Consider the following 23383-nt stretch of genomic DNA (forward strand, 5'->3'; position numbering starts at 1 on the left):
CAAATACGCGCGGCGCGTATTTGTGTGCAGAGCAAAGCCACCGGCGAGCAATACGGCGGGGGCAGCGCGCGGAGTCAAGGCGCCGAGCAATGCGGCGGGAGCAGCGCGGAGCCGAACCGCCCGGGAGCCGTCAGCGGGAGCGACGGCGCGGCGAGCGGGCGCGGCGGGCGAGCATCCAGCGCGCACCGGCGACCAGCACCGCGACCGCGAAAGCGGTGCCGAACAGGCCGGCGTACACCGTCTCACTGGTCATCTGACCACGATAGTGACGAATGGGCCGCGCGAGCCGGTGGCGCGCCCGGCGCTGCGGATACGGCGAAAAGGGATTTTTGCCGGACAACCGGCCCGGACCGGCTGCCGGGAGGGCCACAATGGCAGGGTCGGCACGCGACGCGACCGCGTGCCCACGCGAAGCGGGGAGGCCTGGGCCGATGAGCACGAAGCACTGGACCGTCGACATCGCGATCGACGACGACGGCTCCGGCCGCACCACCGCCCGGGCGACACTGGCCGCCGCGGCCGCGACACCGCCGCTGCGCGGCGCGGGCACGGCCGAGCGCAACCGGTACGACGAGGACGTGCCCGTGATCGGCGACGAGCTCGCGGTCGGGCGGGCCCTGGTCGAGCTGGGCAACAAGCTGCTGGCACAGGCCGACGCCGACCTGGAGCGGACTCCCGCATGACGACCGCGCCCGCCCCCGTCACCGCACCGACCAGCGCCCCGCCGCTGCTCGAGCCGCCGTTGCAGCGGCTGGTCATGGCGCAGCTCGACGAGCTGCCCGAGGCGCTCACCGGGCAGGGCCCGCCGCGGCGCATCCTGGTCGCCGCCGCGTCGAAGTACGAGTCGACGACCGAGATCGCGCAGGCCATCGCGAAGGTGCTCACCGACCGCGGCTTCGACGTGCAGGCCTGCGACATCGACCCGAGCGTGCAGGTCGACGGCTTCGACGCGTTCGTCATCGGCAGCGCGGTCTACTCCGGGCACTGGCTGCAGCCGGCCCGCTGGTTCGTGCAGAGCCACGCGGCGGTGCTGTCCACCCGGCCGGTGTGGCTGTTCTCCAGCGGCCCGGTCGGTGAGCCGCCGATGACCGACGAGGACCCGGTCGACGTGATCGCGATCGCCGAGGCGACCATGGCCCGCGAGCACCGGGTGTTCCCCGGCCGGCTGGACCACAGCCGGCTCAGTATCGCCGAGCAGGCACTGGTCGTGGCGCTGCGCGCGCCGGAGGGCGACTTCCGGGACTGGGACGCGATCCGCTCCTGGGCCGAGGGCATCGCCGACGCCCTCTCCACCACCGGGCCGACCACCGTCACCGGCACCATCAGCCTGGACTGAAAACGCCACTGCCGACGATAAGAAGTTAGCAGGGATCATCGCGCGGCGGTATCGGGTGACGAGCCCACTGCGCAGCTCAGCGTCGGTGGCTAAGGTCGCCGAGTGCATATCGGAGAGATCACCGCGGCAGCCGCGGGCACCTGGACACTCGGCGACCTCACCGTACGCCGCATGGGCTTCGGCTCCATGCGCATCACCGCCAACCCCGACCGCGACCTGGCCATCCGGGTGCTGCGGCGGGCGGTGGAGCTCGGCGTCAACCACATCGACACCGCCGCCTTCTACTTCTCCCCCGGCGGCACCCTGCAGGTGGGCACCGGCGCCGTCCGGTACGCCACCGAGCTGATCCGCGACGCGCTCGCGCCGTACCCGGACGGCCTGGTCATCTCGACGAAGGTCGGTCTGGCATACGACCCGGACTTCACCTACACACGCGACCCGGCGCAGCTGCGGGCGCAGGTCGAGGAGAACCTGCGCCGGCTCGGCCGGGACCGGCTGGACGTGGTGAACCTGCGCATCCTCAAGCGCCCCGGCCACGACTCGATCGCCGAGCGCTTCGCGGCGCTGGCGAAGATGCGCGACGAGGGCCTGATCCGGCACCTGGGCGTCTCGAACGCGCGCGTGGACCACCTCGACGAGGCACAGCAGATCGCGCCCGTGGTCTGCGTGCAGAACAGCTACTCGCTCGACAACGGCCGCGAGGACGACGACCTGCTGCGGGTGTGCGGGGAGCGCGGCATCGCGTTCACGCCGTACTTCGCGCTGGCGGGCGCGCGGCGCGAGTCCGGCGCGGGCAGCGACCACACCGAGGCGGTACGCGCCGTCGCCGACGCCCATGGCGTGACGCCGCACCAGGTGCGCCTCGCCTGGACCCTGCACCAGGGCCCGCACGTGCTGGCCATCCCCGGCACCGGCGACCCGGCCCACCTGGAGCAGAACATCGCCGCCGGCGCGCTGCGCCTGTCCCCGGCCGAGCTGGACTCGCTGCGGTGAACCGGCGGCGGCCGGCCGCCGCGACGTAGCGCTCCGGAGCTCACCTGTTTCGGGATGTGGGTACATCCCGAAACAGGTGAGCCGGGATGGGGACTACTGCGCGACCGGCGCGGGCGCTGAGCAGAACAGGTGCTGGGCGGTCGTGGTCGACGACAGGTGCGGAAAGAGCGGCAGGGCCGCGGTGGACTCCGGCGGCTGCCAGGCCTCGCGGACCACGCCGACGCAGAACACCACGGTGTCGGTCGGATCGGGCAGCGCGATGACGCCCTCGCCGAGGTCGTCGCCGTACGGGTGCCGCCGGTGCAGCGGCAGCGCGACCGTGACCTCCTCGGAGAACGCCTCCCCCGGCGCCACCAGCCGCCCGGCCACCCGGTACGGCGCCTCCCACGCCTTGCGGTCGGTGGACGGCATGTCGAAGGCGCGCTTGGCGATCTCGACGGTGTGCGAGCCGCGCCCGGTGACGTAGACCGCGTCCGGGGCGGGCCGCACGGTCAGCGTCTGCTCCTGCAACGGCACGCCGTTGAGCACGTACACGGCGGTGGTGCTCTTGTTGACCAGGCGGTAGCGGATGTGCAGCACGTCGTCCTCCTGCGTCACCGACGCGGAGAAGTCCGCCTCCGGCGGTGCACCGGTCGGCGTGCTGTTCGGTGGCTCGCCCGGCGACGCCGCGCATCCGGCGGCGGCCGCCGCGAGCAGCACCGCCGCGGCGAGCAGCAGGGGACGCATCAGTAGACCGTCCTGTCCGGCCAGCCCATCTCCTCGCGCAGCGCGTTCTCGGTGAGCCCCTCGGGGTGCTCGCGGTACGGGCCCTCGGGCGTGCCGTCCCCGTCCAGGTCCACCGGCAGGCCCACCGCGGCCCGCTCCCGGTTGGGCACGCCCGGGTTGTCCGAGCCCTTGGTCAGCTCAATCGGTTCGGCACGTACCTTGGTGGCCATGGGATATCCAGCTGTTGGTGGTTGAGTGAGCTTTGGTGTGCTCCAGTGTACGTCGGTGTGCCCGGCTGGTTGTGGTTCGCGGGTGGTGGCGGGTGTTGTCGTACCCGGCGTATAGCCTGCTCGCGTGTCCGATGTGGCTGGTGGTGTGGTGGTGCAGGCGTACCGTTTCGCCCTGGACCCGACCCCGGCCCAGGACCGTGACCTGCACCGGCACGCCGGCGCGGCCCGGTTCGCGTTCAACTGGGCCCTCGCGGCGGTATGCGCCAACCTCGGCCAGCGCGCCGCCGAACGGACCTATGGCCTGGACGGCCCACAGTTGACCCCAGCCCTGGGCTGGACCCTGCCCGCGCTGCGCCGCGCGTGGAACGCCGCCAAACCACAGGCCGCACCCTGGTGGGCGCAATGCTCGAAGGAGGCCTATAACACCGGCCTCGACGGCCTGGCGCGGGCGCTGGGCAACTGGTCGGCCTCGCGCACCGGCCGCCGCGCCGGGCCCAGGGTCGGGTTCCCGCGGTTCAAGTCCCGGCGGCGGGCCATGCCGTCGGTGCGGTTCACCACCGGCACCATCCGCGTCGAGGACACCCGCCATCATGTGACCCTGCCCCGGCTGGGCCGGATCCGGACCCACGAGTCGACCCGCAAACTCGCCCGGCGCCTGCACGCGGGCACCGCCCGGATCCTGTCGGCCACCGTCCGGCACACCGGCGGACGCTGGCACGTGTCGTTCACCGTCGAGGTCACCCGCACCACCCACACCCCGACGTATCCGCAGGCCACCGTCGGTGTCGACCTCGGCATCACCCGCCTCGCCGTGCTGTCGACCGGGCAGGTCGTGCCCAACCCCCGCCACCTGACCCACGCGCAGGCGCGGCTGCGCAGCGCCGCGCGGACCCTGTCGCGCAGGCAGGGACCCGACCGGCGCACCGGAACGCGGCCCTCCCGCCGCTGGCAGCAGGCCAAGACCCGCCTGGCCAAAGCACACGCCCGGGTCACGAACCTGCGCACCGACGGCCTGCACAAACTCACCACGTCCCTCGCCGCGACCTACGGCACGATCGTGGTCGAGGACCTCAACGTCGCCGGGATGCTGGCCAACCGGCGTCTGGCCCGGCACATCGCCGACGCCGGCTGGGCCACCCTGCGCCGCCACCTTGATTACAAGACCACCTGGCACGGCGGCCGGCTGATCGTCGCCGACCGGTGGTTCGCCTCCTCGAAAACCTGTTCGTCCTGTAGCGCGGTGAGACCCAAGCTGGCGCTGCAGGAACGGACCTACACCTGCCAACACTGCGGCCTGTGCCTGGACCGCGACCTGAACGCCGCGATCAACCTGCGGCAGTACGTCGCCCGGAGTGGCCGGGAGACGCAAAACGGCCGTGGAGCCGACCATAAGACCACCCTTGTGGTGGCAGGTGGCTGTGAAACGACCACCCCGCACCACCACCCCGGTGGGCAAGACGGGGACCGTCGGCCAGCAACGGCCGACTGCAACACGAGTGCTCACAAGAGAACACTCAATTGCAACGGACACATTAGAACGTCCGGCCGACAACGGCGAAACGGAGCGTGACGGGGGACGCCGCGCGGGCGTCCCCCGTCCGGTTCAGAACAGCAGCGGCCGCAGGTGCTCGGCCTCGATCACCTGGGTACGCAGCCCCAGCGCGCGCACCGCGTCCTTGAGCCGCTTGACCGCGTTCGCGTCGACGGTGTTCGGCAGGTTCGGGTCGTCGAACCCGGTGACCATGTCGTCATGGTGCACCGGGATCACGTAGCGGGGGCCGCCGAGCACGGTGAGCAGGCGCTCCAGGTAGCGGTGCAGCGAGCTGCCGTCGGTCATGCACACCGCCACGACGTCGGGCCGCAGGCCCTCCAGCTCCCGCTCGACGAAGTTGGTGCCGCCGAACATCAGGATCTTCAACCGGTCGCGGACGGTGACCTGGTACGCCAGCGTGCCGCCCTCGACGAGGTCGCTGGTGCTGGTCGGGGCGGCGGGCGGGGCGACCCGGGTGCCGGGGGCGAAGAAGCCGTACCCGAGCGACTGGCTGTGCAGGCTGCGGATCACCTGCACCCGGTACGCCCCGCCGCCGAACTCGAGGTCCTCGCCGCCGGTGGCGACGATGTTGTTCTTGCGCTGGGCGTCGGTCATGCCCATGGCGTGCATCAGGTGCCGGACCGTCTCGGTGCTGACGGTGCGGATCGTCCTGCCCGCCCAGTCGGGGCGGCTCACCAGCGACGGCACGTCGGCCATGTGGTCCCAGTGCCCGTGGCTGATCATGATGAGCTCCGGCGGCCCGGCCAGCCGCCCGGAGGCGAGCAGCCGGTCCGTCACGGCCGGGTCGACGGCGAGCGGCCCGCCGGGCAGCCGGTAGTCGAAGCGGCTGAGGAACGGGTCGAAGTACAGCACCCTTCCGTCGAAGGCGATCTCCCAGCCGGAGACGCCCAGCCAGCGCATCGACACCCCGGCGGCGCGGCCGGAGAAGACCGCCGTCGGCTCCGGCGCCGGCGCGGCCGCCCCCGCGGCGGCCGACGGCAGCCCGGCGGCGGCGACCCCGACGGCCGCGCCGCCGAGCACGGCACGGCGCAGCAGGTCACGGCGGGGTACGGCGGATCCGGTGGTGGCACAGTTCTGGCACATAGGACGGTGGCTTCCTTTCGGTAGATGTCACCTGAGAAGCAGCCAACCGCGCACATCACCCACCAGTCCAACATCATTTACGGACAGGCCCGATATCGGATCAGGTATCGTCGCAGCCCGTGGACCTCGTGCAGCACCTGCGGTACTTCCTGGCGGTGGCCGAGGAGCTGCACTTCGGCCGGGCCGCGCGCCGCCTGCACATGTCCCAGCCGCCGCTGTCGCAGCGCATCCAGCGCCTGGAACGACAGCTCGGCGTACGCCTGTTCGACCGCTCCCCGCGCGAGGTCACCCTCACCGAGGCGGGCCGCCTACTCCTGCCTCAGGCCCGCGAGCTGCTGCTGCGCGCCGACGCGGTGCTCGGCCTGGCCGAGCGGGTCGACACGGCCACCGCCGCGGTGCTGCGCGCGGCACTGCCGCCCGAGCTGGAGGGCAGCACGGTCGCCGCGGTGCTCGGCGGCTTCCGCGAGCGCCGCCCGCGCACCACCCTCGAGCTCCGGGAGATCCCCAGCGCCGCCCAGCAGGAGTCGCTGACCCGGCGGCAGCTCGACGTCGGGGTGCTGCACCTGCCCTGCGACCTGTCGCAGCTCGCCCTCGGGCCGGTCGTGCACCGGCCCCTCGGCGTGCTGCTGCCCGCCGCCGACCCGCTCGCCGCGCTGCCCGAGGTGCTGCTCGCCGACCTGCGGCACGACCTGGTCGTGTTCCCGCGCGCCGCGGCGCCCGCCCGCTTCGACGACATCATCGACACCTGCGCCCGGCATGGCTACCACCCGGCCACCGTGCACGAGGTCGACGGGCGCAGCTTCACCATCGGCCTCGTGCTGGCCGGCACCGCCGTCGCCTTCGACACCGCTGCCGGGCAGCACCACCCCGACGTGGTCTGGCGGCCGCTGGCCGGGCAGCCGCTCGCCGAGCGCATGGCCGTGGCCTGGCCACGCGAGCGCCACCATGCCGACGTCGGCGCGTTCGCCGACACCGTGGCCCGGGTGCTCGGCCCCGGCACCGCACCCGCCCCACGGCCGCTGCCGCACACCCGCCCCTCCTCCGACTTCCTCGCCCCGCCGTACGGAGCCCGCCATGAGTGACGACATCCGCGACCGGATCACCGCGCTGTTCGCGGACGCGGGCGTCACCGGGCGGCTGCACGCGACCGACCTCGACTCCGGGCGCGAGGTCGGCGTCGGCGCGGACACCCCCGTGCTGACCGGCAGCGTGTTCAAGGTCCCGCTGGTGCTGGCCCTGCACCGGGTCGCCGACGCGGGCCGGGTCGACCCGGCCGCCCTCGTCACGGTCGAGCCGGACACGCGCACCCCCGGGCCGACCGGCATCGGGGCCATGGCCGACCCGGTCACCATGTCCCTGCGCGACCTCGCCCACCTGGCGATCAGCGTGTCGGACAACGCCGCCGCCGACGCGCTCGCCGACCACCTCGGCCTCGACGCGGTCGCCGAGGCGGTCGCCGCGGCCGGGATGACGCGCACGGCCGTGGTCGAGGTGTGCCGCGACGTCGCCGCCCGGACCGCGTCGTCCCTCGGCACCGGCGACCCGGCACTGCTCGGCTCGCTGCTCACCGACCCGGCGGCGTTGTCCCGGCTGTCCACCCTGGACGTATCAGTGTCGAACCGGACCACGGCACGCGACTGCACCACGCTGCTCGCCGGCCTGTGGCGCGACGAGGTCGCCTCACCCCGCTCCTGCGCCGCGGTGCGCCGGCTGCTCGCGCTGCAGGTGTGGCCGCACCGGCTCGCCTCGGGCTTCCCCTTCGACGACGTACGCGTCAGCGGCAAGACCGGCACCCTGCCGACCGTCCGCAACGAGATCGGCGTGGTGGAGTACCCCGATGGCGGGCGCTACGCCGTCGCCGTGTTCACCCGCAGCGCCGCGACCGCGCTCACCCTGCCCCGCGCCGACGCGGTGATCGGCACCGCCGCCCGGGCCGCCGTCGAGCACCTGCGCACGGGACGACGCTGACGGCAGCTCTGGTACGGCTAGGCCGGGGACGGCTGGGGCTGCTCGTCGGCGTGGGCGATATGGGTCATCGCGCGCCACAGCAGGACCACGAACAGCACCGACCCGGCGAAGGCGAACCAGAACGGCGCGGTGACGCCGTACACCGTGGCGAGCGCCCCGCCGATCGGCGCGCCGACCACCAGGCCGCCGTACACGCAGATGGCGTTGAGGCTGCCGACGCGGCCCTGCAGGTGCTGCGGGACGGCGCGCTGCCGGACGGTCATCGAGGTGGTGCCCCAGATGAACGCGTGCGCGCCGAACAGGAAGAAGATCGTCGAGGCGACCCAGGCGGACCTGGTGACCGCGAGCCCGAGGTGGGTCAGCGTCTCCAGGATCAGGCCGACCCGCATCAGGTTGCCGAGGCTGACCCGCTGGGTGAGCCACCCGTACACGCTGGTGCCGAGCAGGCCGCCGACCGCCGAGACGGTGGTGAGCAGGCCGAACCCGACCGTGCCGAGCCCGAGCCGCTCCTGGGCGTAGAGGACGAGCACCGACCACGCCGCCCCGAACGTCACGTTGAAGATCAAAATGATCAGCATGAGGGTACGCACGGCCGGATGCCGCACCGTCCAGCGGTAACCCTCGACGACGTCCTGCCACACGCCGCGCACCGGCGCACCGGCGGCGCGGCCGTGGGCGGGCAGCACGATGCGCGAGACGAGCAGCAGCCCGGCGACGTCGAGGATGATCTCGGTGAGGAAGGGCCAGGTGCTGCCCGCGGCGAACAGGGCGGCGCCGAGCGGCGGCCCGGCGAGCTGGTTGAGCGTGATGAACCCGGTCTGCAGCCGCGAGTTGGCCAGGGCGAGGTCGTCGCGGGGCACCAGCATCGGGGTGATCGTGGCGGTGGTGTTGTCGGCGAACACCTCGGTGGTGGCGAGCAGGCCGAGGGCCACCAGCGCGCCGACCGCCGACAGCGTCTCCGTGGCGACCGCGGTGATCAGCGCGGCGAGGACCGCGATGCGGACGGTGTTGGCGGCCAGCACGATCCGGCGCCGGTCGTGGCGGTCGGAGAGCACGCCCGCGTACAGGCCGAACAGCAGCGGCGGGGCCCACCCGAAGACCGCGGCCAGCGAGATGACGAACGGGTCGTCGGTCAGCGACGCGACCAGCAGCGGCCCGGCGGCCAGAGCGATGCCGTCACCGAGGTTGGTGGTCCAGGACGAGGCCAGCAGCCAGCGGAAGCTGCTGCCGAGCCGCGCGGGGAGGAACTTCTCGATGACCTTGCTCACGAGCAGTGGACCCTACGTGGCCGCGTACACGGGTGGCAATGGCGTTACGCGCCGCCGGCCCGTGGTGTACCGCGGCTCACAGCCGCAAGGGGATCGGCCCGGGGTTGGGCGACACCAGCATAAGCGGATTCCGCGCCTTGATCACTCGGCTGTTCGACCGTCGCGGGCCGCGCGGCGCCGCGCATAGTGTTCCCGCTCGTGCCGGTCCGGGGTGGCGCCCCCCGACCGGAGACACCGGCGCCCGCCGTCGCCGCGGCGGGTGCCGTGCTCTGTCCACCGAGCCACGGAGGCATGTTGATCGAGGCTGAGCTCATCGCGCGTACCGTCATCCTCTCGTCCGCCCGGCCGGACGCCGCGACGGAGGTGTGGGCCTACCAGACGCTGGCCGCCCGCAACCCCGGTTACCGCAGGCACCTGGCCGAGGCGCTGATCCGCCGCGAAAGGTCCGGGCTCGACCTGCCGGTCCGGCTGCGGCTGTCGCAGGAGGCGGTCGCGACCGCTCGACTGATCGATCCCGTCCGGGACCACCACGCCACCGACGTCCTGATCTGGGCGCTCGACGCGCTCCAGCGCAACCTGTTCGAGGCCGGCCGCGAGGCGGAGGGCTGGACCGCCCGCCGCGAGATCCTGGCCCGTCACCACCCCGGCCTGCACCGCGAGTGCCGGGTCACCGACTGCTACGGCGGCAAGCTGCCGATCCCGGTCGAGCAGTGGGCAGCTTCGTCGCCGGACACCGATCCGGCCCGGTGACCGCCGTCCCGGACGGTCGATGACGCCCCGGCCACCGGCACTGTCGCCGGACACCCATCCCGCCCGGTGACCGCCGTCCCGGACGGCCGATGACGCCCCGACCACCGGCACTTCTTCCGGCGAGGGTCAACTTCTGGGTTGACTCGTCAACCCAGAAGTTGACCCTCGCGCGGAGGTACCTGCCACGGCGGCCCACGCTCGGCCGCCCGACGTTGAACCGCGGACGGCGGTGGCGGAGGACCGAGGCGGGGCAGGGCGCACCGCCGCGACGTCCATCCGGGACGGGAGGGTCAGGCGGCGGGGGCGGACTCGCGGATGACCAGGCGGAACGGCGGCTGGAGCTCGGCGGGCGGGTCGGTGGGGCGGCCCTCGACGCGGTCGAGGAGCTTCTCCACCGCCAGCCTGCCGATCATCTCCTTGTCCGGCGAGATCGTGGTGAGGGTCGGGATGCTGAACCGGCCCTCCTCCACGTCGTCGATGCCGATCACCGCGACGTCCTCGGGCACCCGCAGCCCGTGCTCGTGCAGAGCGCGGATGGCGCCGAGCGCGATGAGGTCGTTGAACGCGAACACCGCGTCCGGCGGCTGGGGCAGCCGCAGCAGCGCCCGCATGCCCTCGGCGCCGTCGCGGCGGCGGAAGCCGCTGGTGGTGACGGTCAGCTCGGGGTCGAACGGCAGCCCGGCCGCGGTCAGCGCCTCGGTGTAGCCGCGCAGGCGCAGCAGCGACGGCGCCCGGTTGGCCTCGATGTGCGCGCCGATGAACGCGATCCGGCGGCGGCCCAGCGCCACCAGGTGCCGCACCGCCTCGTGACTGGCGGCGAGGTTGTCGATCACGATGTGGTCGTACGGCGCGCCGTAGATCGCCTCGCCGACCAGCACCATCGGGGTCTCGCTGGTGCGGGTCATGATGTCCTCGCGGTCCAGGTGCACCGCGGACAGGATGAGCCCGTCGATGATCTGCGCCCGGAACCCGTCGGCGACCAGCAGCTCCTTCTCCGGGTCACCGTCGGTGTAGTCGAGCAGCAGCGTGTACCCGCGACGGGTGGCGGTGCGGATCGCCGCGTCGGCGAGCTCGGCGAAGTACGGGTTGTTCAGCTCCGGGATGGCCAGCGCGATGACGCCGGTGCGGCCCCGGCGCAGGTGGCGCGCACTGAGGTTGGGGGTGTACCCGAGCTCGTCGATGGCCTGCTGGACCTTGGCCCGGGTGGCCTCGCCGACGGGCCGGTAGCCGTTGACGACGTTGGACACCGTCGCCTGCGACACGCCCGCACGCCTGGCGATGTCCTTGAGACTGACCGCCATGGGCGGGGTTCCTCCACTCACTGCTCATTGTCACCACTGCCGGGGCCGCCTCGTCAACGCGGCCTGCGCCGCCTCCCCAGGAACGTCTGCACCACCACGACCACGATCAGGAACAGCCCGCTGACCACCGACTGGTACGACGAGTTCAGCGTGCCGATCTGGTTGATCACGTTCTGGATCACGCCGAGCAGCAGCACCCCGCACAGCGTGCCACTGATCGAGCCCGCGCCGCCGACCAGCAGCGTGCCGCCGATGACGACCGCGGCGATGGCGTCCAGCTCCATGCCGACGCCGAGGATGGTGACGCCCGAGGACAGCCGGGAGGCGTTGAGCACCCCGGCGAACCCGGCCAGCAACCCGCTGAGCAGGTACGTCATCACCCTGATCCGGGCCACCGGCAGGCCCATCAGCGCGGCCGCGTCGGGGCTGCCGCCCACCGCGAACACGGCCTGGCCGTACCGGGTGCGCTGCAGCAGCACCGCGCCCAGCGCGAACAGCACCACGGTCAGGTAGACGGGGTAGCCGATGCCGAACAGGGTGCCCTGCCCGAGTTCGAGGAACGCCGACTCCTTGGGCACCAGGTACGTCGTGGCGCCCTCGTCGGTGACGGCCAGCAGCAGGCCGCGCGCGCCGAGCAGCCCGGCGAGCGTGACGATGAACGGCGCCATCCCGGTCTTCGCGATCAGCAGGCCCTGCACCAGCCCGATCGCGCCGCACACGGCCAGCGGCAGCAGCAGCGCGGGCAGCGGCCCCCACGGGGAGGCGTACGCCGCGAGCACGCCGCCGAGCGCGAACACCGACCCGACGGACAGGTCGATGCCGCCCGTGATGATCACGAACGTCATGCCCAGCGCCACGATCGCCAGGAACGACGACTGGATCGCGATCCCGTTGGCGTTCTCCGCCGTCGGGAACGCCGGGAACAGCACGGACGCGATGAGCACGGCCAGCGCCAGCACGGCCGGTGCCCCGTGGCGCTGGGCCAGCCCGGCCAGGCGCTCGCGGCGCAGCTCGCGTTCGACGGGCACGGGATGCGGGGTCTTGGTGACGATGGTCGGGGTCATCGGGTGCGCCGTTCCCGTGCGATGTAGACCGCGGCCAGGATGATGGCCGCCTGGATCAGCTGCGCCGACGAGTCGGGCAGGTCGTGGTTGATCAGCGTGGCCCGCACCAGCTGCATCAGCAGCGCGCCCGCGACCGTGCCGAGCACCCGGATGCTGCCGCCGGACAGCGGCGTGCCGCCCACGACCACGGCGGTGATCGCCGACAGCTCCATCAGGTTGCCGATCGCCGACGGGTCGCTGGCGCCGAGCCGGGCCGTGGCCAGCACCCCGGCCAGCGCCGCGAGTACCGCGCAGAGCGCGTACGTGCCGATCAGCACCCGCGTGACGGGCAGCCCGGCCAGCGCGCTCGCCGCCCGGTTGCCGCCGACCGCGACCAGCTGCCGCCCGTAGACGGTGCCCCGGACGGCGAAGCCGATGACCACCGCGAGCACCCCCGCGATGAGCACCGTGTACGGCACCCCGAGCAGCTCGCCGGTGCCCAGCTCCAGCAGGGTCGGGTTGGTGATGCCCTTGAGCTGCCCGTCGGCGAAGACCAGCGCCAGTCCCCGGCCGCCGACCAGCAGCGCCAGCGTGGCCACGATGGGCTGCAGCCCGACGACGGCGACCAGGGTGCCGTTGACCACGCCGACCAGTGCCCCGACCAGCAGCGCGATGAGCACGGCCGGCCAGAACCCGTACCCGATGTAGAGCGGCAGCACCGCCGCCGCCAGCGCCATCACCGACCCGACGGAAAGGTCGATGCCCTCGCTGCCGATGACCATGGCCATGCCCAGCGCCGCGATGACCACCGGGGCCACCTGGACGAGCTGCGTGCGCAGCGTCGCGGTCTGCAGGAAGTTGTCGGTGAACGCGACGTTGAACAGCACCAGCACGGCGACGGCGGCGTACACGCCGTAGTCCTGCAGCCATCGGGCCGGCTTCGCCCGGTCCACGGCCGGGGCCGGGATCGCTGTCATCTCAGTCATGCACTGCCTCCTGTGCCAGCGCGGCCATGATGTTGTCCTCGGTGACGTCGTCGCCGGTCAGCTCGCCGACGACGGCTCCGGCGCGCAGCACCACGATCCGGTCCGCGCCCTCGACCAGCTCCTCCAGGTCGGAGGAGATCAGCACGACGGCGAGGCCCTCGGCGGCCAGCTCGTCGATGAGCGCCTGCACCTCGGCCTTCGCCCCGACGTCGATGCCGCGGGTGGGCTCGTCGAGCAGCAGCAGCCGCGGGTTCAGGCACAGCCAGCGGGCCAGCAGCACCTTCTGCTGGTTGCCGCCGGACAGCTCGGACACCCGCTGCTCGGGGCTCGCCGCCTTGATGCGCAGCCGCTTCATGAACAGCTCGACGACCTTGTCCTGCTTGGCGCGGGACACGGTGCCGAAGCGGGACAGCCGCGGCAGCGCGGCGAGCACGATGTTCTCCCGGACGCTCAGGTCCGGGATGATGCCCTCGGCCTTGCGGTCCTCGGGCAGCATCGCCATCCCGGCCCGGATCGCGGCGGCGGGTGTGCGCCGCCTGAGCCGCTGCCCGGACATGTCGACGGTGCCGCCGTCGGTGCCCAGCGCCCCGACGACCGCCTTGGCGGTCTCGGACCGGCCCGAGCCGAGCAGCCCGCCCAGCCCGGTGACCTCGCCGGGGCGTACGTCGAACGACACCCCGTGCAGCTGGTGCCGGATGCTCAGGCCGCGCACCCGCAGGATCGGCTCGACGTCGCCCGCGTCGTGCGCGGAGAACCCGGTCAGGCCGTGCCGGCGCACGTCGGCCACGTCGCGGCCGAGCATCAGCGAGATCAGGCTCAGCCGGTCGAGCTGCGCCAGCTCGCCGGTGTGCACGCGGCGGCCGTCGCGCAGCACGGTGACCCGGTCGCAGAGCCGGTACAGCTCGTCGAGCCGGTGGCTGACGTACACGATCGCGATGCCGCGCCCGCTCAGCTCGCGCACCACGCGGAACAGCGTCTCGACCTCACGGGGCTCCAGCGACGAGGTCGGCTCGTCCATGATGACGACCTTCGCGTCGACGGCGACGGCACGGGCCAGCGCGACCATCTGCTGCGCGCCGAGGCCGAGCGCGTGCAGCGGCAGCTTCGGGTCGACCGCGATGCCGAAGCGGGCCAGCACCTCGCCGGCCTCCCGGTTCATCCGCGCCACGTCGATGAGCCCGAACCTGCCGCGCGGCTCGCGGCCGAGGAACAGGTTGCGGGCGACGCTCATCAGCGGGACGAGGTTGACCTCCTGGTAGATGGTGGAGATCCCGGCCGCCTGGGCGTCCAGCGGGCGGCCGAACGTCACCGGCTGCCCGAGGTAGTGGACCTGCCCGGCATCGGGCCGGTACACCCCGGTGAGGATCTTGATCAGGGTGGACTTGCCGGCGCCGTTCTCGCCGACCAGGGCGTGCACCTCGCCGGGGCCGACGGTCAGCGACACGTCGTCCAGCGCGAGCACGCCCGGGAATCTCTTGCTGACCCCGCGTACGTCCAGCACGGGTTCGGTCATCCGTGGTCTCTCCTTTCGCGTCCTGCTCGTGGGAAGTGCGCCTGCCGCGGCGTTCGGCAGGCGCACTTCCGGCACTGGTGCAGCGTCAGTAAGCGCTGCTCAGGGACGCCGCCGCGTTGGCGGAGTCGTACTCGCGGTCGGAGATGATGACGTCGGCCGGGATGGACTCCCCGCCGAGGAACTTCTGCGCGGTGGCGAAGGCCAGCGGGCCGAAGCGCGGGTTGGACTCGATCACGGCGTTGATCTCGCCCTTGGTGATGGCCTCGACGGCGTTGCGGGTACCGTCGATCGACACGATCTTGATGTCGACGCCGGGCTTCTTGCCCGCGCCCTTGATCGCGGTGACCGCGCCCAGCGCCATCTCGTCGTTCTCGGCGTAGATCGCGGTGATGCCCGGGTTGCTCAGCAGCAGCTGCTCGGTCACCTGCTGGCCCTTGTCCCGGGCGAACTCGCCGGTCTGCTGGGCCACGATCTCGATGCCGGGGGCGGTCGCCTTGATCTGGTCGACGAAGCCGTTGGTGCGGTCGGTGGTCACGTTGTTGCCGGACGAGCCGAGCAGGATGGCCACCTTGGCCGTGCCGCCGGTCGCCTTGACCATCGCGTCGGCGGCGCGCTTGCCCTGCTCGACGAAGTTCGAGCCGAGGAACGCGACGTAGTCCTTGCAGGCCGTGGCGTTGACCTTGCGGTCGATGGTGAGCACCGGGACCTTCTTGTCGGCGGCCGCCTTGAGCGCGGGCTCCAGGCCGTCGGAGTTGAGCGGCGCCACGATCAGGAACTGCGCGCCCTGGGCGAGCATGTCCTGGATGTCGCTGACCTGCTTGGACAGCTGCGACTGCGCGTTGGTGACGAGCAGCTTCTTCACGCCGATCTTCGCCGCCTCGTCCTTGATGGACTGGGTCTCGGCGATGCGGAACGGGTTCGCCTCCTTCTCCGACTGGGAGAAGCCGACGATCGCGTCCTTCAGGTCGATCTTCGTGCCGCCGTATGACTGCAGGGTGCAGCCGGCGCCACCGGCGCTGGCCGAGGCCACCACCTGGGCGCCGGCGCTGCCGCCGTCGGACGGGGTGCCGGTCTCCTCGCCCTTGGTGCAGGCGCTGAGGAGCGCGCCGCCCAGGACGAGGGTCGCGGCGATGGTCATTGCGCGGGTGCGGAACATGCGGTGACTCTCCTTCTGCGGTGTTATTGACGTAGGTCAATAAAGGAGGGCATTCTTACTGCGCGAACGGGCCGCCGAAAATGTTGCGGCGCAATCGTTCCGGCGATTGCGATCAACGTCCTTCGCTCTATAACGTTATACAGACCGAGTCCGATGACGACAAGATGTCGTGTCTGCACCGTTACGAAACCTTTCTGACATCGGACCGTCCCGTCCCGGTCCGCCCGGAACGTGCCCGCCCTCGGGTGCCGCTCTCGCGCCGTGGCCGCGGGCCGCGTTCCGCCACGCCCCCAAGGGAGCGCGACGCATGCGACAGCCCCCGCATCCCGGCCGCCCGCTGGCCGTTCTCGTCTCGGCGCTACTGGCGCTCGCCTCGGCCCTGGTCGTGGCGCAGCCCGCCCACGCCGCGCCGTACCTGCCCAAGACCCCGCCGCTGTCCACCCCGTGGACCAGCCAGGTCTCGCTGACCAACCCGCTGCCGGAGTACCCGCGCCCGCAGCTGACCCGCCCCGACTGGCAGAGCCTCAACGGCCAGTGGCAGTTCGCCGGAGCGTCCTCGCTGGCCAGCCCGCCGTTCGGGCAGACGCTCGCGGAGACGGTGCTGGTGCCGTACCCGATCGAATCGGCCCTGTCCGGGATCATGCGCCACGAGAACTTCATGTGGTACAAGCGTTCCTTCACCGTGCCCGCGGGCTGGAACGGCCGCCGCATCCTGCTCAACTTCGGCGCGGTCACCTACACCGCGCAGGTCTGGGTCAACGGCGTCAGCATCGGCAGCCACAGCGGCGGCTTCGACGCCTTCACCTTCGACATCACGAACGCCCTCAACGGCGGCACCAACGAGATCATCGTCGGGGTGCACTCGCCCGTCGACGCGGCGGGCATCCCGGTCGGCAAGCAGCGGCTCAACCCGAGCGGCATCTTCTACACCGCCGCCAGCGGCATCTGGCAGACCGTCTGGCTGGAGCCCGCCAACGCCGCCCGGATCACCCGCCTGGACACCGTGCCCGACCTGCCCGCGGGCGTGCTCGACCTGGTCGTGCAGACCGCCGGCGGCGCGAGCGGCGTGCAGGCCCAGGTGCTCTCCGGCGGCACCGTGCTCAGCACCGTCACCGGCGCGCCCGGCGCCCACCTGCGCATCCCGATCCCGAACGCGCGCCTGTGGACGCCCGAGGACCCGTTCCTCTACGACCTGCGGGTCACCCTGACCGGCACGAACGGCGGCGACGCCGTCGGCGGCTACTTCGGCATGCGCTCCATCGGCAAGGCCTTGGTCGACGGCGTGCTGCGACCGGTGCTCAACGGCAGGTTCGTGTTCCAGCTCGGCACCCTCGACCAGGGCTACTGGCCCGACGGCATCTACACCGCGCCCACCGACGCCGCGCTGCGCTTCGACCTGGAGCAGCAGAAGGCGCTGGGCTTCAACATGGTGCGCAAGCACATCAAGGTCGAACCGGCGCGCTGGTTCTACCACGCCGACCGGCTCGGGCTCATGGTCTGGCAGGACATGCCGTCCATGAAGACCGGCTTCACGCCGTCGGCCGGGGACCGCACCGTCTTCGAGGCCGAGCTGCGCCGGATGATCGACCAGCTGAAGGGCATCACCTCGATCGTGCTGTGGGTGCCGTTCAACGAGGGCTGGGGTGAGTACGACCCCGCCCGCATCGCCGACCTGGTCAAGAGCTGGGACCCGTCCCGCCTGGTCACCAACAACTCCGGCTCCAACTGCTGCGGCTTCGACGGCGGCAACGGCGACGTCATCGACGACCACATCTACGTCGGGCCCGGCACCACCGCCCTGCCCACCGCCACCCGCATCGCGGTGCTCGGCGAGTACGGCGGCATCGGCCTGCGCGTGGCCGGCCACGAGTGGTCGCCCGGCAACGGGTTCGCCTACGAGATGACCCCCGACTCGGCGACCCTCACCCGGCGCTACGTCGAGGTCACCGGCCAGCTGCGCAACCTCGTCGACGCCCGCGGCCTGTCCGCCAGCGTCTACACCGAACCCACCGACGTCGAGAACGAGCTCAACGGGTTCCTCACCTACGACCGGCAGCTCCAGAAGATGGACTTCGCCCAGGTGCGCGCGGTAAACCAGTCCGTGCTCGCCGCGGCGCAGGGCACCTACCTGCCCGTCGGGCAGCTCGCCTCGCTGCGGGTCACCACGTCCGGGCACACCACGAAGTTCCTCAGCCACAGCGGCGCGCCGAGCACCACCCAGGTCGTCACCGGCACCAGCTCCGACGCGGTGAAGAAGGCGTCCACGTTCTGGGTACGGCAGGGCCTGGCGTCCGCGTCGTGCCTGTCCTTCGAGTCGCGGGACATGCCCGGCCAGTTCCTGCGGCACTCCGGCTACCGGGTGCAGCTCGCCCCGAACGACGGCTCGTCGCTGTACGCCGCCGACGCCACGTTCTGCCAGCGCACCGGCCTGGCGGCGGGCGGGGTGTCGCTGGAGTCGTACAACTTCCCGGGCCGCTACCTGCGGCACATCAACTCCGAGGTCTGGATCTCCAACAGCAGCGGCGCGAACGCCTGGGACAACCCGGCGTCGTTCGCGGCCGACGCGACCTGGCGCGGCACGTCCGCGTGGTGGCGCAGCGGCGTCGACCTGCCGCTGGACCAGGCCCGGTCGCTCCAGGTCGTCACGCCCGGGTTCACCGACCGGTTCCTGGCGCACCACGCGAGCCTGGGCGTGACCTCGGTGGTCAACGCGTCCAGCACGGCCACGCTCAAGGCCGACGCCACGTTCGTCGTCCGGCGCGGCCTTGCCGACCCGACCTGCTACTCGTTCGAGTCGCGCAACTTCGCCGGGCACTACCTGCGGCACGCCGACTTCCGGGTACGCAAGGACGCCCGCGACGGGTCGGCCCTGTTCGACGCCGACGCCACGTTCTGCGCGCAGCCCGGCCGCCACGGCACCGGCAACGTGTCGCTGGTCAGCTCGAACCTGCCGAGCCTGAGCGTGCGGCACTACAGCGCCGAGGTGTGGGTCGCGGGCAACGGCGGGCCGCACCCCTACGACAGCCCCACCGGCTACGGCCCCGACACCACCTGGGCCTTCGTCAACCCCTGGGCCCCGTAACCCGGGACGCCCCGACCCCCGCTGACCGAAGCTCCGTCCCTGCTGTTAGAACGGCGGGGACGGAGCTTCGATCATGTCTGGGGGAAACGTGGCGATCAACCTGTGCGTGCTGCTGTGGGCGCGGCCCGGGGCCGAGGCGGCGCTGGCCGCGTACGAGGACAAGGTCCTGGCCCTGTTCGACGACCACGGCTGCACCCTGCTGCAGCGGGTGCGCACCGACGGCGCCGACGGCGCGCCCACCGAGGTCCAGATCATCACGGTGCCGTCGCAGGCCGCGCTCGACGCGTACCTGGCCGACGAGCGCCGCACCGCTCTGGCCGCCGAGCGCGACGCGGCCGTCGCCCGCACCGACATCCACCGCGTCGAACTCGTCTGACCCGCCCCCGGTTCCCTGGGAGTCGCGCATGCTGCTTCGGGGAAACCGCAGCTTCGACCGGCGGGATTGGCGCAGTTTCCCCGAAACAGCGGCCGGCGACGCTTACGGCACGGGTCTTGGCAGGGGTTCCCGGCCGTGTTCGGCGTAGACGCAGCGGCGTCGGGCGCGGGCCTCGACGGCCAGGCGCAGCCGGATCGCCAGGCGTTCGGGCAGGTAGTCGTGCAGGAGGTCGACCTCCACGAACCGGGCTTCGGTGATCTCGCCGTCGGCGAAGCGGAAGGAGCGGCGGTCGGCCTCGGTGAGCTCGCCGCCGTCGAAGACGAACAGCAGCTTGTCACCCTCCGGCACCGCCGGCGCCCAGTCCACGACGAGCGGCTGCGGCGCGACGGGCAGCGAACGGCCCAGCTCCTCGAGGATCTCGCGGTGGCACGCGGCCAGCGGCGACTCCCCGGCCTCGACGTACCCGCCGGGGATCTCCCAGCCGTCCTTGTAGCTCGGCTTCACCAGCAGCACGCGGCCGGTCTCGTCGACGAACAGCGCACCGGCGGCGAGGTTCGCACTCGCGATCACGACCGTGCCCGGTGCGGCAGCAGGCCGGCGACGAGCGCCCGCACCCGGTCGCCGATCTCGTCGCGGATCGCCCGCACGGCCTCGATGCCCTGGCCGGCGGGGTCGTCGAGCGTCCAGTCCTCGTGGCGCTGACCCGGGAAGTACGGGCAGACGTCCCCGCAGCCCATCGTGATGACCACGGACGAGGCCTCGGCGTCCTCGTGGGTGAGGATCTTCGGGGTCTGGGCGGTGATGTCGATGCCGACCTCGGCCATCGCCTCGACCGCCACCGGGTTGATTCGGTCGGCCGGAGCCGAGCCCGCGGAACGCACCTCGACGGCGTCGCCCGCGAGATGGCGCAACCACCCGGCGGCCATCTGGGATCGGCCGGCGTTGTGCACGCACACGAACAGCACGCTGGGCTTCGTCGCGGTCATACGGGTCTCCTCTGCAAGGGTCGTGTCGTGGATGCGGTCGCCGCTGCCGCGCGGTCCGCCGCGGCGGGATACAGCGCGAGCACCAGACCCGTCCCGACCAGGGCGCCGACGAGCTGCGCGGCGACGAACGCGGGCACGGAGGCGGGCGCGATGCCCGCGAACGTGTCGGTGAACGCGCGGCCCAGCGTGACGGCCGGATTGGCGAAGCTCGTGGAGCTGGTGAACCAGTACGCCGCCCCGATGTAAGCGCCCACCGCCGGGGCGGCGACCGCGGCTCGACCGGACCGGGCGAGGGCGAAGACGAGCAGGATCAGCCCGGCGGTGGCCACGGACTCGCCGAGCCACAGGTTCGGCGCGTCGCGCACGGTGCCCGACATGCCGAGCGGCACCTCGAACATGGCGCCGGCCAGCAGTGACCCGCCCACCGCCCCGGCGGCCTGCGCGACGGTGTACGCACCGACGTCGGCGAGGGTCGGCGCGCCCGGCCTGCCCCGGTGCAGCCACCAGTCCGCGGCCGTGACCACGGGGTTGAAGTGGGCGCCCGACACGGGGCCGAAGACGAGGATGAGCACCGCCAGGGCGAAGACGGTGGCGGTGGAGTTCTGCAGCAACTGCAGGCCCACGTCGTCCGGGGACAGCCGGGTGGCCATGATGCCGGAGCCGACCACGGCCGTCACCAGCAGCGCCGTCCCGGTGAACTCGGCGAGCAGCCGCCGGGCGAGGTGCGCCGCCATCAGCACTCCCTGCGCTCGCCCGCGGACGCGCGGGCCCGCGCGGCCAGCTCGGCCAGGTGCGCGGCCGCGGCCTCCAGGACGTCGGCGCTGAGGTGGTAGTAGGTGTAACGGCCGTGGGGCTCGGCCGTCACGACACCGGCGTGGCGCAGCGCGCGCAGGTGGTTGGAGATGTTGGGCTGCGTCATCCGCAGGTCCTCGACCAGGTGGCAGGTGCACGCCGGACCGGCGGCGAGAACCTCGACGATCGCGGCCCGCGCCGGGTCGGCCAGCAGCCGTATCACCTCGGCCCTCGTATCACTGGGAGCTGATATCACCACCCGGTTATGAGACATCATCGCCGCACGTCACCGCAACTCGACGATCATGAACTTCGGGTGTACACCGAGCTGGTGGCGCCGCGCGCCCGGGCCATGCGTCGGGGTGCCGGGGCGGCCATGCGCGCGTAACCCGGCCGTCGGGCCGGAGTGTGCTTGACGGACGACCCCGACGACGGGTTCAGCCGACGCGGAGGACGGCCGACAGCATCGCGAGTTTCGGCCGGTCGGCGCGGTACCAGACCCAGGTGCCGCGGCGGTCGGACTCGACCAGCCCCGCCTCGCGCAGCACCTTCAGGTGGTGGGAGATGGTGGGCCCGGTCAGGTCGAAGGCCGGCGTCAGGTCGCAGACGCAGATCTCTCCCCCGTCCGCCGAGGCGATCATCGACATCAGCTGCAGGCGCACCGGATCGCCGAGCGCCTTGAAGGCCGCGGCCAGGTCCGCGGCCGCCTCGGCGGGGACCGTGGCGACGGCCAGCGGCGCGCAGCAGGCTTCGGGCTGCAGGACGGCGAGCTGCTTCGACATGCCCCTAGGTTGACAGATTTCGAAGCAGTCGACAACGTCGGCCGCGCCTTGAGTTGACAAACTTCTAAGTAGGCGGCAGTCTAAGCAAGGCGCTTAGAGAAACTTCTAAACAGCGACTCCGCGCCGCATCATCGACCGCCTGGAACCGAGGAGCACGCGACCATGAACACGCAGCACGACCTCCCCATCGTGGTGATCGGCGCCGGGCCGGTGGGCCTCGCCGCCGCCGCACACCTGGCCGAGCGGGGCCTGGACTTCCTCGTGCTCGAAGCCGGTGACGGCCCCGGCGCGGCGGTCGCGAGCTGGGGGCACGTCCGGGTGTTCAGCCCCTGGCGGTTCGACGTCGACCCGGCCGCCCGGCGCCTGCTGGAAGCCGACGGCTGGCTCGCCCCCGACCCCGCCGGGCTGCCCACCGGCGCGCAGCTCGTCGAGGACTACCTCGCCCCGCTGACGAAGCTGCCCGCGCTCGCCGGTCGCGTGCGCTACGGCGCGAAGGTGGTGGCGGTCAGCCGCGACGGGCTCGACCGCGTCCGGTCCACCGGGCGCGAGCAGGCCCCGTTCCTGATCCGCCTCGGCACGGGCGAGGAGCTGACCGCGCGGGCGGTCATCGACGCCTCCGGCACCTGGCCCACCCCGAACGTGCTGGGCGGCTCCGGCCTGCCCGCGCACGGCGAGACCGAGGCGGCGGCGTACGTCGACACCGCGCTGCCGGACGTGCTTGGCCGCGACCGCGACCGGTTCGCCGGGCGGCACACCCTCGTCGTCGGCGCCGGGCACTCGGCCGCCAACACGCTGCTGTCGCTGGCCCAGCTCGCCACCGAGGCGCCGGGCACGACGGTGAGCTGGGCGATCCGCACCGGTGCCGCGACCCGCACCTACGGCGGCGGCGAGGCCGACGCGCTGCCGGCCCGGGGCGCGCTCGGCACGCGGGTGCGCGACCTCGTCGAGTCGGGTGCGATCACGCTGTACGCCGGGTTCTCGGTCCGTGCCCTCACCGTCGACGGCGGCCGGGTGACGGTGACCGCGCGCGACGGCGCGAGCGTCACGGTCGACCGGATCGTGTCGGCGACCGGCTTCCGGCCCGACCACACCATCGCCGCCGAGCTGCGGCTCGACCTCGACCCGGTGCTCGGCTCGACCCGCGCGCTCGCCCCGCTGATCGACCCGAACCAGCACTCCTGCGGCACCGTGCCCCCGCACGGCGTCGACGAGCTCACCCAGCCCGAGCCCGGTTACTACGCCGTCGGCGCCAAGTCCTACGGCCGCGCGCCGACGTTCCTCATGGCCACCGGCTACGAGCAGGTGCGCTCCGTCGTCGCGGCGCTGGCCGGGGACTGGGACGCGGCCCGCGACGTCCGGCTGGAGCTGCCCGAGACCGGGGCCGGGAACATGCCCTTGCCGGCCCGACCCACCCGCGTCCGGCCGCCGGGCGCACCCGGCCGGTCGCTCGCCCGCTGCGCGGACTTTGCGCTCCGGCCGGG

Annotated in this window: 25 protein-coding genes; 10 read left to right on the top strand and 15 right to left on the bottom strand. The window is 72.5% G+C overall.

Going from position 1 to position 23383, the window contains the following annotated elements:
* Positions 1-130: 130 nt before the first annotated feature.
* Positions 131-253, bottom strand: coding sequence for a hypothetical protein (locus tag AB0J67_RS28005; protein WP_363486456.1), 123 nt, complete (start codon positions 251-253; stop codon positions 131-133).
* A 178-nt stretch (positions 254-431) separates the two neighbouring features.
* Between AB0J67_RS28005 and AB0J67_RS28010 the strand changes: the two genes are divergently transcribed.
* The 3 genes from AB0J67_RS28010 to AB0J67_RS28020 all read left to right on the top strand — a co-directional run bounded on the left by AB0J67_RS28010 (position 432) and on the right by AB0J67_RS28020 (position 2329).
* Positions 432-683: a dsRBD fold-containing protein gene (locus AB0J67_RS28010; protein WP_363486457.1), complete on the top strand. Its 252-nt coding sequence runs from the start codon at positions 432-434 to the stop codon at positions 681-683.
* Complete coding sequence (locus AB0J67_RS28015) at positions 680-1336, top strand: flavodoxin domain-containing protein (protein ID WP_363486459.1); 657 nt, start codon at positions 680-682, stop codon at positions 1334-1336. The genes AB0J67_RS28010 and AB0J67_RS28015 overlap by 4 nt, the downstream gene beginning before the upstream one ends.
* Positions 1337-1438: 102 nt before the next feature.
* Entirely contained in the window at positions 1439-2329 is an 891-nt protein-coding gene (locus tag AB0J67_RS28020) for an aldo/keto reductase (RefSeq protein ID WP_363486460.1), read from the top strand.
* 93 nt (positions 2330-2422) lie between these two features.
* Here the strand turns inward: AB0J67_RS28020 and AB0J67_RS28025 are convergent, their stop codons facing one another.
* Both AB0J67_RS28025 and AB0J67_RS28030 read right to left on the bottom strand, forming a co-directional pair.
* Positions 2423-3055, bottom strand: coding sequence for a hypothetical protein (locus AB0J67_RS28025; RefSeq protein WP_363486461.1), 633 nt, complete (start codon positions 3053-3055; stop codon positions 2423-2425).
* Positions 3055-3264 carry a M91 family zinc metallopeptidase gene (locus tag AB0J67_RS28030; RefSeq protein WP_363486462.1) on the bottom strand — a complete coding sequence of 70 codons (210 nt, stop codon included), beginning with the start codon at positions 3262-3264 and terminating at the stop codon, positions 3055-3057. Before AB0J67_RS28030 ends, AB0J67_RS28025 begins: the two co-directional genes overlap by 1 nt.
* 124 nt (positions 3265-3388) lie before the next feature.
* Here AB0J67_RS28030 and tnpB point away from each other — a divergent pair, with 124 nt between their 5' ends.
* Positions 3389-4834, top strand: a complete 1446-nt coding sequence (gene tnpB / locus AB0J67_RS28035; RefSeq protein ID WP_363486463.1) for an IS607 family element RNA-guided endonuclease TnpB — start codon at positions 3389-3391, stop codon at positions 4832-4834.
* Positions 4835-4867: 33 nt separating this feature from the next.
* On the opposite strand, the gene AB0J67_RS28040 is transcribed toward tnpB, so the two are convergent.
* Entirely contained in the window at positions 4868-5899 is a 1032-nt protein-coding gene (locus AB0J67_RS28040) for an MBL fold metallo-hydrolase (protein ID WP_363486464.1), read from the bottom strand.
* A gap of 119 nt (positions 5900-6018) precedes the next feature.
* Here AB0J67_RS28040 and AB0J67_RS28045 point away from each other — a divergent pair, with 119 nt between their 5' ends.
* Positions 6019-6981 (top strand): LysR substrate-binding domain-containing protein, encoded by a 963-nt coding sequence (locus AB0J67_RS28045; RefSeq protein WP_363486465.1) that lies wholly within the window; start codon positions 6019-6021, stop codon positions 6979-6981.
* Positions 6974-7867, top strand: coding sequence for a serine hydrolase (locus AB0J67_RS28050; protein WP_363486466.1), 894 nt, complete (start codon positions 6974-6976; stop codon positions 7865-7867). The genes AB0J67_RS28045 and AB0J67_RS28050 overlap by 8 nt, the downstream gene beginning before the upstream one ends.
* A 17-nt stretch (positions 7868-7884) precedes the next feature.
* Here AB0J67_RS28050 and AB0J67_RS28055 read toward each other — a convergent pair whose 3' ends face one another.
* Positions 7885-9135, bottom strand: a complete 1251-nt coding sequence (locus tag AB0J67_RS28055) for an MFS transporter (protein WP_363486467.1) — start codon at positions 9133-9135, stop codon at positions 7885-7887.
* A 291-nt stretch (positions 9136-9426) separates the two neighbouring features.
* On the opposite strand from AB0J67_RS28055, the gene AB0J67_RS28060 reads away from it, so the two are divergent.
* A complete protein-coding gene (locus AB0J67_RS28060) occupies positions 9427-9885 on the top strand; it encodes a hypothetical protein (RefSeq protein ID WP_363486468.1) in 459 nt (152 codons plus the stop codon).
* 290 nt (positions 9886-10175) lie between these two features.
* Here the strand turns inward: AB0J67_RS28060 and AB0J67_RS28065 are convergent, their stop codons facing one another.
* From AB0J67_RS28065 to AB0J67_RS28085, 5 genes are all read right to left on the bottom strand, one after another.
* On the bottom strand, positions 10176-11186 hold the full coding sequence (locus AB0J67_RS28065) for a LacI family DNA-binding transcriptional regulator (RefSeq protein ID WP_363486469.1): 1011 nt from the start codon (positions 11184-11186) through the stop codon (positions 10176-10178).
* A gap of 53 nt (positions 11187-11239) precedes the next feature.
* Positions 11240-12250 carry an ABC transporter permease gene (locus AB0J67_RS28070; protein ID WP_363486470.1) on the bottom strand — a complete coding sequence of 337 codons (1011 nt, stop codon included), beginning with the start codon at positions 12248-12250 and terminating at the stop codon, positions 11240-11242.
* Positions 12247-13215, bottom strand: a complete 969-nt coding sequence (locus tag AB0J67_RS28075) for an ABC transporter permease (RefSeq protein ID WP_363486471.1) — start codon at positions 13213-13215, stop codon at positions 12247-12249. Before AB0J67_RS28075 ends, AB0J67_RS28070 begins: the two co-directional genes overlap by 4 nt.
* Positions 13208-14728, bottom strand: coding sequence for a sugar ABC transporter ATP-binding protein (locus AB0J67_RS28080; RefSeq protein ID WP_363486472.1), 1521 nt, complete (start codon positions 14726-14728; stop codon positions 13208-13210). The genes AB0J67_RS28075 and AB0J67_RS28080 overlap by 8 nt, the downstream gene beginning before the upstream one ends.
* An 85-nt stretch (positions 14729-14813) precedes the next feature.
* On the bottom strand, positions 14814-15884 hold the full coding sequence (locus tag AB0J67_RS28085) for an ABC transporter substrate-binding protein (RefSeq protein WP_363486473.1): 1071 nt from the start codon (positions 15882-15884) through the stop codon (positions 14814-14816).
* Between the two features lie 307 nt (positions 15885-16191).
* On the opposite strand from AB0J67_RS28085, the gene AB0J67_RS28090 reads away from it, so the two are divergent.
* Positions 16192-18966 (top strand): AbfB domain-containing protein, encoded by a 2775-nt coding sequence (locus tag AB0J67_RS28090; RefSeq protein WP_363486474.1) that lies wholly within the window; start codon positions 16192-16194, stop codon positions 18964-18966.
* A gap of 73 nt (positions 18967-19039) precedes the next feature.
* Positions 19040-19342 carry a hypothetical protein gene (locus AB0J67_RS28095; protein WP_363486475.1) on the top strand — a complete coding sequence of 101 codons (303 nt, stop codon included), beginning with the start codon at positions 19040-19042 and terminating at the stop codon, positions 19340-19342.
* Between the two features lie 102 nt (positions 19343-19444).
* On the opposite strand, the gene AB0J67_RS28100 is transcribed toward AB0J67_RS28095, so the two are convergent.
* From AB0J67_RS28100 to AB0J67_RS28120, 5 genes are all read right to left on the bottom strand, one after another.
* Positions 19445-19912 (bottom strand): NUDIX hydrolase, encoded by a 468-nt coding sequence (locus AB0J67_RS28100; protein WP_363486476.1) that lies wholly within the window; start codon positions 19910-19912, stop codon positions 19445-19447.
* Positions 19909-20328: an arsenate reductase ArsC gene (locus AB0J67_RS28105; protein ID WP_363486477.1), complete on the bottom strand. Its 420-nt coding sequence runs from the start codon at positions 20326-20328 to the stop codon at positions 19909-19911. Before AB0J67_RS28105 ends, AB0J67_RS28100 begins: the two co-directional genes overlap by 4 nt.
* On the bottom strand, positions 20325-21062 hold the full coding sequence (locus AB0J67_RS28110; RefSeq protein WP_363486478.1) for an MIP/aquaporin family protein: 738 nt from the start codon (positions 21060-21062) through the stop codon (positions 20325-20327). The genes AB0J67_RS28105 and AB0J67_RS28110 overlap by 4 nt, the downstream gene beginning before the upstream one ends.
* Positions 21062-21343, bottom strand: coding sequence for a metalloregulator ArsR/SmtB family transcription factor (locus AB0J67_RS28115; RefSeq protein ID WP_363486479.1), 282 nt, complete (start codon positions 21341-21343; stop codon positions 21062-21064). The genes AB0J67_RS28110 and AB0J67_RS28115 overlap by 1 nt, the downstream gene beginning before the upstream one ends.
* Positions 21344-21557: 214 nt before the next feature.
* On the bottom strand, positions 21558-21902 hold the full coding sequence (locus tag AB0J67_RS28120) for a metalloregulator ArsR/SmtB family transcription factor (RefSeq protein ID WP_363486480.1): 345 nt from the start codon (positions 21900-21902) through the stop codon (positions 21558-21560).
* Positions 21903-22064: 162 nt separating this feature from the next.
* Here AB0J67_RS28120 and AB0J67_RS28125 point away from each other — a divergent pair.
* Positions 22065-23383: FAD-dependent oxidoreductase (locus tag AB0J67_RS28125; RefSeq protein ID WP_363486481.1), on the top strand; the 1319-nt coding region annotated here is incomplete at its 3' end.

The sequence above is a fragment of the Catellatospora sp. NPDC049609 genome (genome assembly GCF_040675365.1).
Taxonomy (GTDB): domain Bacteria; phylum Actinomycetota; class Actinomycetes; order Mycobacteriales; family Micromonosporaceae; genus Catellatospora.